The 8,375-nt window shown below is 56.4% G+C and carries 7 protein-coding genes; 5 read left to right on the plus strand and 2 right to left on the minus strand.

Annotated features, from left to right (window positions below; all coding sequences use genetic code 11):
- Positions 1-326: 326 nt before the first annotated feature.
- From AAFO90_RS23235 to AAFO90_RS23250, 4 genes are all read left to right on the plus strand, one after another.
- A complete protein-coding gene (locus AAFO90_RS23235; RefSeq protein WP_274830175.1) occupies positions 327-1,076 on the plus strand; it encodes a response regulator in 750 nt (249 codons plus the stop codon).
- Between the two features lie 148 nt (positions 1,077-1,224).
- The gene (locus AAFO90_RS23240; protein WP_347510952.1) at positions 1,225-3,597 is read left to right on the plus strand and encodes a PAS domain-containing sensor histidine kinase; all 2,373 of its coding nucleotides are present in this window, start codon (positions 1,225-1,227) and stop codon (positions 3,595-3,597) included.
- Position 3,598: 1 nt separating this feature from the next.
- Positions 3,599-4,045, plus strand: coding sequence for a response regulator (locus AAFO90_RS23245; RefSeq protein WP_347510953.1), 447 nt, complete (start codon positions 3,599-3,601; stop codon positions 4,043-4,045).
- Positions 4,046-4,071: 26 nt separating this feature from the next.
- Positions 4,072-5,151: an ATP-binding protein gene (locus tag AAFO90_RS23250; protein WP_347510954.1), complete on the plus strand. Its 1,080-nt coding sequence runs from the start codon at positions 4,072-4,074 to the stop codon at positions 5,149-5,151.
- A 101-nt stretch (positions 5,152-5,252) separates the two neighbouring features.
- Here the strand turns inward: AAFO90_RS23250 and AAFO90_RS23255 are convergent, their stop codons facing one another.
- The gene (locus AAFO90_RS23255) at positions 5,253-6,734 is read right to left on the minus strand and encodes a globin-coupled sensor protein (RefSeq protein WP_347510955.1); all 1,482 of its coding nucleotides are present in this window, start codon (positions 6,732-6,734) and stop codon (positions 5,253-5,255) included.
- A gap of 630 nt (positions 6,735-7,364) precedes the next feature.
- Here AAFO90_RS23255 and AAFO90_RS23260 point away from each other — a divergent pair.
- On the plus strand, positions 7,365-7,628 hold the full coding sequence (locus AAFO90_RS23260) for a hypothetical protein (protein WP_347510956.1): 264 nt from the start codon (positions 7,365-7,367) through the stop codon (positions 7,626-7,628).
- A gap of 322 nt (positions 7,629-7,950) precedes the next feature.
- On the opposite strand, the gene AAFO90_RS23265 is transcribed toward AAFO90_RS23260, so the two are convergent.
- Positions 7,951-8,181 (minus strand): helix-turn-helix transcriptional regulator, encoded by a 231-nt coding sequence (locus AAFO90_RS23265; RefSeq protein ID WP_347510957.1) that lies wholly within the window; start codon positions 8,179-8,181, stop codon positions 7,951-7,953.
- Positions 8,182-8,375: the final 194 nt, after the last annotated feature.

An 8,375-nucleotide genomic window follows, 5' to 3' on the forward strand; every position in this document is an offset into this window, starting at 1 on the left:
GGGGCGCAAGGCGGACCCAGACCTCATCTGTCAACACAAACCGCTCTTCGTTCATTCAAACCTCCATTTTGGAAGCTTGAATCAGATTTCAGCCAGCTTGGGAATCCTGAATGTCCACAGACCCTACTGCCCTGCAGCGAAAACCCCTCCAGAATACCCTGCTTACGGCCACCCGCCGCCGCAGCGCGTTTTACAGATTGTTAGCCACTGTGGCGAATAGTGACAGGGTACCCCAATGTGTGTCAGGGGTTGAACGTCGGCCAAGCCCACTCCCGGGCGATCTGAAGTGCCATAGATCCCCGATGTTAGTTAGAAGGTGATCCGGTATGACGAATGACATTGACGAAGAAACCATCAGTTCCACAGTTCCTGAAGAGGTCCCTCAGGAAGCACAGCAACCTTTGACTGCGCTGACTTTGGATGACGATCCGATCGACCGATTGCGCTTGATCAAAACCTGCAAGAAGGCAGGACTGCAGATCGAGTTCACAGAGGTCGCGACCGTCGCAGACATGCGCCGGGAACTGGACCAGAACACGTTCGATATTGTGTTCCTTGATCATAATCTGGGCATGGAAACCGGGCTGGATGCGCTGAAGGCGCTGATTGCCCATGAAGACCAGGCCGACGCAATCCCAATCATGCTGACCAGCGTCACCTCCCACCATACCGCGGTCGAGGCGATGCGAAACGGCTGCGCGGATTACATCGTCAAGGAAGAGCTGACAGTGTCAGCGCTGATCAAATCCGTGACATCCGCAATCGAGCGGCGCATTTTGTTTTCCGCCCTGTCAGGAGCACAGGCCTTCCAGCGCTCGGTTGGCGAAGTGATCGAGCGGTTCATGCTGACCTGCGGCCCGGAAATGCGTGAGATCCTGAGCAAGACCCTGGCCACCCTGCGCGGCCTGAAAGCGATCGAGAAAGCAGACCAGACCCTGGATCCGGTCATCCTGTCGAATTTCACGCTGCTGGAACGTGGCTGCAAGGATCTGACGGTACTCGTCGATGATCTGGTGAGCGTGGTGGCTGCAGCCCGCGGCGTGCCCGTGCGCAAGCGGCCCTTGATCAGCAAATAATATGCATCAAGCCCTGTTCCGCTAATTTGGATTCTTGCGCGCCTGCAGTGCAGTGCCAAGGCGGTACCTGGCCGATAAACACCCGTTTGCCCGGATACAATTCCCGGAGCGACCAACGCGAGACATAAGCTAACGAACGAGAGCCCCGATGCCACACCGTAGGCGCGTCACACTGCGAACGCGGATAGCCCTGGTTGTCCTGTTGTCCACTGGGCTGGCACTGACGATCTTTTCCGCCTATGGCTATTTCCACTCCTTGGAAACGGTAAAAACAGCCACCCGCGAACGCATGAAGCGGGCCGGCGACATCTACGCACAGCGGATCGACAGCGTGCTCTACATGATGGAGCTGGATACTGGAATTCTCGCCTCTGTCCCGCAGGCGGTCGGCCTCGCAGGGCTGACGCGGACAGCCACTGCCCCTGCGCCCGACCAGACCGAGACCACAGTGACACCACCCACTGCCACACAACCCAGCGCGGTGCGGTTCAGCGACGAACAGCCCAACGTTCCGGGGGCCAGCGCTGCCCGATCCACCGAGGGTTGGACCGAGAGCGTATCGGACATTTTCCTGAAATTCCTCGGGACAAGGCCGAAATATTCGCAAGTTCGGCTCTTGGTGAAAGAAGGCAACTGGAAGGAACTGGTGCGGGTCAACCGCATTGACGAGGAGCTGATCGTCGTCCCCGCTGGCGAACTCCAGATCAAGGGAAATGAGCCCTATCTGCAGCCCATCAAAGAGCGTGGCGTCAGCGAGGTGTATTTTTCAGAAGTAACCTATAACCGGGAAAACGGCCGCGTCGTTGGGCCTCCCACCATCCGGGTGGTTCGACCGTTGCAGGACAGCGACGGGGACATCTTTGGTGCGATCGTCATCAACGCCGACGCTGAACCCCTGCTGCAGAGCGCCGAACTCTCTGTTGCCCCCGGGTTTCAGGTCTACGCGGTCAGCAACAACTTCGACTACATCTCCTATCACGGCGAGGCCCAAAGCTCTCCACTCGCCTTTCATCAGGATCCGGACTGGCAGCCACCGCCCTATTCCGACCGGCTTACGTCCAACGATGAAGGAGCGTTTTTTGAAACCGGATCAAATGACATGGGATATCTCTCGGCCGTGCTGGGACAACAGAACGCGACGCCGTTCCGGCTGAACATTCTGACCATCGCCCCGCATGAGATCCTGATTGCCCCTGCATTTCAGGAGCTGCGCACGACCGCCGGCCTGTCGATGCTGCTGGCCGCGATGGCAGCGCTAGCGGCCTCCTTTCCCGCATCGCGCCTGCTCTCCCCCCTGACCCGGCTCAACCACGAAATCCGCAGCAAGATTCAAAGCGCGGAACCGGTGGATTTTGAAACCAGCCGCAATGATGAGGTTTCCGATCTCGCGCTCAGCTTTTCGGAAATGATCAATACCAGAATTGAGGAGGCAAACCGCCTGGATGCCATCCTCAACGGCGCGGCGGACGGGATCATCACCATCGATGCCGATGGCACAGTCGAGGATATGAACCCTGCTGCGGAAGAGTTGTTCGGCTATACCGCGCAAGAGGTCGTGGGCCAGAACGTGACTATGCTGATGCCCACAGCAGACGCGAACATACACCATCTTCACGTGGCGCGCTCCCTGCTCACCGGGCACCCAAAGCAGATGGCCAAGAACCGCGAAATCTTCGGCGTCCGCAAGGATGGCAGCCAGATCCCGCTTGGCATTGCGGTCAGCCACGCAGTCTATTCCGGCGGATCAAGATACATCGGGATGATCCGCGACATCTCCCCGCAAAAGGCCGCCGATGAAAAGGTGAACAGCCTGATCAGCGCCCTGAAACGTTCCAATGCGGAACTGGATCAATTCGCCTACGTCGCGTCGCACGATCTCAAGGCGCCACTGCGGGTGATCAACAATGCCGCTTCCTGGCTGGCCGAAGATCTTGCCCCGCATCTGACCGAAGACACCCAGGAAAGCCTGGACCTGCTGCAAAACCGCGCCACCAGAATGGAGCGGTTGCTGGACGATCTGTTGCAGCATTCCAGGATTGGCCGGGAAAAGGCGAGCAGCACCTCCGTGACCGGAGCCGAGCTGCGCGAGGAGTTGACCGACCTTCTGGACATACCCGAGGGCCTCACAGTGCAGTTCTGCGACGCGTTCGACCAGATCAAGGTTCAGCGCCTTCCCTTGCAGATTGTTCTCCTCAACCTCATCAGCAATGCCATACGGCATCATGACAAATCCGATGGGCACGTCTGGATAGACCTAACGCACCGCCCCGAAGAGATTGAGTTCCGGGTCGCCGACGATGGCCCCGGCATTCCGCAGGAATACCAGGAGAAGGTATTCGAAATATTCCAGACCCTGAAACCCCGTGACGAGGTCGAAACCAGCGGCATGGGGCTCGCCTTCGTCAAGAAACATGCCGGGCTGGTCGGCGCCACGATCAAGATCGACTCGGACGGCAAATCCGGCACAACCTTTATCCTGCACTGGCCCACCGGGCCGGACAGCACATCGTTGGAGAATTGATATGAACACCGTCGCCCTCCAATCCGAAAAAGCGCTTAATATCGTGCTAGTCGAAGACGATGATGGCGACGCCAAAGCCTTGCGACGCGCCTTTAAGAAAGCGAAGATTGCAAATCCGATTACCCGTTTCAAAGATGGGGTAGAGGCGCTGGCGTTTTTACGTGGAAATCTGGAAACCACCCCCCCAAAAACCTTTGTCGTTTTATGCGACATTAATATGCCACGCATGAATGGTTTGGAATTACTGGGTAAAATCAGAGAAGACCCCCAGCTTCGCAAAACGCTTATTTTTATGTTGACCACATCGGATGATGAACGTGATATTGAAATGGCCTATCTGAACAATGTTGCAGGTTATATTGTCAAAGCCCGCGCCGGACATATGTTCTTGAATCTGATGACAACCTTGGACAACTATTGGCGCGTCGTCGAAATTCCGGAAATTTAGAGCAGGCACAAAAGGAAAATTTTCAAATGCTCGACATTATGATCGTGGACGATGATGAGGGTGATCGCAAGCTGGTCCGAAGGCTGCTGCGGGCTCCGGCGGGAAAGCGGTCATTCCGGGAAGCAAGCAACGGACAGGCGGCGCTGGATTACACGGATGACAACATCGATGTCATTTTCCTGGACTACCTGCTGCCCGGCATGTCCGGCCTGGAGCTTCTGGAACATTTTTCAAAGACATGGCCAAAGGCGACGATTTTCCTGATGACCGGCCAGGGAGACGAGGAAATCGCCAAGAGCGCCATTCTGCAAGGCGCGTCTGATTACATTCCAAAATCGATCATGACCGAAACGGCGCTGAACCGGATGATCGAAAACGGCATAAAGCTCTCCAAGATGCGCTGGAAACTGGAAGAACACCGGCAGGAGCTGAGCCTGTTTTCGGATGTTCTGGTGCATGACCTGCGGGCTCCCGTCCGCGCCATCGAGTTTCTGAGCGAACAGATCATCGAGGATTTCGAGAGCGGCAATATGGATGAGGTGGCCCGGGAATTCGAAATGATGAAACTTTCGGTGAGGCGCATGTCCGAGCTGATCGAAAGTCTTGCCAGCCACATCAACCTGAATGGCCCCTCCAACCAAGAGAAGGTGTCCGTGGAAAACCTTTTTGAACGCGCCCAGATAGCTCTGGCCAAGGATATTTCGGAAAGCGGCGCCGAGGTGCGTTGGAAGGCCAACGGGCTGTCGGTGGATTGCATCGCGCCGCAGGTCGCGCAGCTGCTGCAGAACCTGATCGGGAACTCGATCAAATACGCTGGCCCTTCCAGCCCGGTCATTTCAGTCTCTGCCGCCGAAATTCCAAACGGGATCCAGTTCACGGTAGCGGACAATGGCGTCGGGGTGCCTGAAGATTTCCGCGACAAAATCTTCGAACCCTTCCGCCGTCTGCAGCAAACCGAAGAATTGCCTGGCACCGGGCTTGGCCTTGCCACCTGTCGCAAGATCGCCGAACGCCATGATGGGGAAATCTGGTGCGCCGCCGATACCGACGTCGGCACCACGATACATTTCACAATCAAACAGCGCCCCGAGGAAGAAGACGACTAGGAACGTCGCCCTATAGCGGGAGGCTCAGCAGGGTTCGCGGGCGGGTCTGTCCCGCCCCACCGTTCAGGCTGCCGCTACCGGTTCGCAGCTCTGAGCAGACTTCAACCAGCCCGCAAATTGGCAGCAGAGGTGCTCTCCGGCATGGCTTCTGCCTCAGCGCAACCGATTGTCGGCCTTCCGATATCAAAGGATCCAATCAGCGTGTTCAGCCTGCCGACGTCCTCGGTCATGGAGAGCGCCGCCGCCGTCACCTGTTCCGCCATTGCCGCATTCTGCTGCGTCACCTGATCCAGTTGCGACACACCGACGTTGATTTCACCAAGACCAGTGGATTGCTGCTGTGCTGAGTTGGCGACTTCCGACGTCAACTCGACCGTCCGGCCAATATCACCGCGGATCATGGTCAAAGCCTCGCCGGTATCATTAACCAGCGTCACTCCTCCCTCCACGTGGCCCGCACTGACATTGATCAGTGATTTGATTTCATTTGCAGAATCCGCTGACCTTTGCGCCAGCGCTCGTACTTCAGAGGCAACCACGGCAAAACCTTTGCCGGTTTCCCCCGCCCTTGCGGCCTCCACCCCGGCATTCAGTGCCAGTAGGTTGGTCTGAAAGGCGATATCATCGATCACATTGATGATCTGAGAGATCTGATGCGATGAATCCTCGATATCCTGCATCTTTTGAATGGCGCTCTGAACCACCTCGCCCCCGCGCGCGGCCCCGTCTCGGGTGCTATGGACGATCTTGGTGGTTTCCGATGTCGCATCGGCCGACGCATGCATGCTCACGGTAATCTGCTCGACCGCAGCCGCTGTTTCTTCCAAGGTCGCCGCCTGGGATTCCGTACGCTGTGACAGATCCTCTGCCGACTGGACCACCTCATTGGCGCGAATGTTCAACCGGGAGGCCGCATCCTGGATGGTATGCAGCACATCACGCTGAGTACAGATCAACCCATTGAAGGCCTTGCGCACCGGATCGTAGCGTTCAGGGTAGTCGCTTGCCTCCGGCCCGGGGATAAGCTGTGTCAGATCCCGCGCCGCCATCCGGTCGACACCCGCCGTCAGATGCGCAAAAGCCGTTTCCTGCTCTTCCTTTTCGGCAGAAAAATGCGCATCCAGAACCAGATGAGTATCCAGCGAAAAAGCACGAGTCAGGGCGCTTACGATCTTTGGAACATTGTGCCTTCTAAACAGACCTAAAATACCCTGGTTCCGCTCCAGAAGAAGCTCCTGAATGTGCGAAACCGCCTGCGCATAGCCGGAAAGATAGAACAAAAATGGCAAGCCGATGCGGGGGTGGATTCGGCCGATCCGATAGGCACTTGCAAAATACTCTTCGCTAAACGCGCCCGACAACAACATCTCCCAGTGTTTTTGCTGCCCAAGCTTCGCCTGATCCATCAATTCCTGATTTGGAAAAAAACGCGCCATTTCAGGATCATCCATTACGACACCATAAAAACGATCCAAAACCTGAGGCAACAGCGGAACAACCAATTCTCCGCCCTCAATCAGATATTTTTTCACGACTTCCTCAAAGCCAAACTTCGACAGCGCCTCTTCGTGCTCCTTTATCATAACAGCCTCGCAACCACTGAAAACATTAAAAGATTCGGCCCCAAGCGAGGCCACCAATCTCTCACTAAATGAAATCCATTAAAAATATGCAATTTTCTATTATTTTACGAACGTATTACGGGAGCGGGATCAGCTTAAACGCGATGCGGTCGGATCAACGGGCAAGAGTGCTAGCCCATGACAGGGCCAGGGTCGGTTCGCAGCGCGCCAAACCGTTGCAACAGCGCGCCCCTCCTCGACACTCCCCCAAAAATACCGGGACCGTACCGGACATTGACGACTTCGAGGAGAGGGCCGCTATCGCTGAATACGATGGCGGCCTTTCTCGTAGGGCGGCTGAGGACGTCGCGGCCCGGTCACAGGGGTTTGCCGATGCTGCGGCTTACTGGGCTTGGCTAGCGGAATACGTGCTGACTCGCAGGATACCTTGAACCTAACCCCGGCTGGCTTCGTGCTGGCCGGGGCTTCCACTTTGCTTTTTTTATCGGAGCCAGCCAAAACCTCTTGCAAAGAGATAGCGCTAACACTAGATAGGCCTCCCTCCCCACCAGGAGGCTCAACGATAACAATAACAAGGAGCCCGTACCGATCTGTCTGTCTTCGCTACGGGGGCCAAAGAGAGGAAATTTCATGACCACTCAACTTGATGCCGCATTCGAAGTCATCGCCGTCGACGGTAGCCGTGCCTACTTCCTGGACAACACCGACGATGGGACTGACCTGTTCGAAGAGTTCGAGACCCACTCAGGCGTAAGTCTGGCTGACCTCGACCATGCCGACCGAACCCAGACCACGGTATTCATCCCCGCCGATGGTCGCCACTACACCGTCGGTCGAATGCCAACTGTGACTGCGCTGATAGCTGAAGGGAAACTGAAGCCCTTTACTTGCTAACTAAACCTTGGCTCACCTCTGTCCTCAGGATGGCGGTGGGCCTTTCTCGTCTGGGGCTTGGGCCTACACTTTGCCGTGCCTGCCGGACCGGTCAGTCAGACCGCAGGAGCTGCCAGCTTTCCACGCCAAGACCCTCAGCCACGCGGTATAGGTTATCAATTGAGATGTTTTGCTCTGATCGTTCGACTGCATTGAGGTCGGTTCCGTCAATAGGCTCGGCTGGCGGAATACGTGTTGACCCAGAAGATACCATGCCTCTAACCTCGGCGGGCCTTAGCAGGTTAGCCGGGGTACTCAGTTTTTTTAATATCAGAGGATTTACTTAGTTTGGCCGATCATCGGGGGGGGGGGGCACCAACAGCCTCCATGCCGGAATGCCAAGCGGTTCAGCTAGCTTCTCCAGCACTTCAACAGTCGGGTTCCTTACGCCGCGCTCAACTCCGCTAACGTATGTACGGTGCAGGCCGCACTCAAAAGCCAGAGCCTCCTGCGAGAGCCCCGCTGCTTCCCTGAAACGCTTCAGGTTTCGACCTACTAGCTTGCGTATTGCCATGGCCGGAGAGAGCAGTCTTGTAGACTTATAATCTACAGACTATGAGTCTCATTTGCTGGGCGCTTCATGTCCGTCGTCAGAGTTTTTGGGCCAGTTGGCGGCCTGATCTAAGAGAGGGTCTGGCACATCTGGTTGGTCTGATTATGCGGCGGATCTTCGGTGAAGCAAGCGCCGGGTTTCGATAGTCTTTCGTT

The organism is Phaeobacter sp. CAU 1743 (assembly GCF_039839315.1).
Lineage (GTDB): Bacteria > Pseudomonadota > Alphaproteobacteria > Rhodobacterales > Rhodobacteraceae > Phycobacter > Phycobacter gallaeciensis_A.

Excerpts from the sequence above, each read along its gene's own strand:
- AAFO90_RS23235 (WP_274830175.1), top strand. The coding sequence starts at position 327 with ATGACGAATGACATTGACGAAGAAACCATCAGTTCCACAGTTCCTGAA.
- AAFO90_RS23240 (WP_347510952.1), top strand. The coding sequence starts at position 1,225 with ATGCCACACCGTAGGCGCGTCACACTGCGAACGCGGATAGCCCTGGTT.
- AAFO90_RS23245 (WP_347510953.1), top strand. The coding sequence starts at position 3,599 with ATGAACACCGTCGCCCTCCAATCCGAAAAAGCGCTTAATATCGTGCTA.
- AAFO90_RS23250 (WP_347510954.1), top strand. The coding sequence starts at position 4,072 with ATGCTCGACATTATGATCGTGGACGATGATGAGGGTGATCGCAAGCTG.
- AAFO90_RS23255 (WP_347510955.1), bottom strand. The coding sequence starts at position 6,734 with ATGATAAAGGAGCACGAAGAGGCGCTGTCGAAGTTTGGCTTTGAGGAA.
- AAFO90_RS23260 (WP_347510956.1), top strand. The coding sequence starts at position 7,365 with ATGACCACTCAACTTGATGCCGCATTCGAAGTCATCGCCGTCGACGGT.
- AAFO90_RS23265 (WP_347510957.1), bottom strand. The coding sequence starts at position 8,181 with ATGGCAATACGCAAGCTAGTAGGTCGAAACCTGAAGCGTTTCAGGGAA.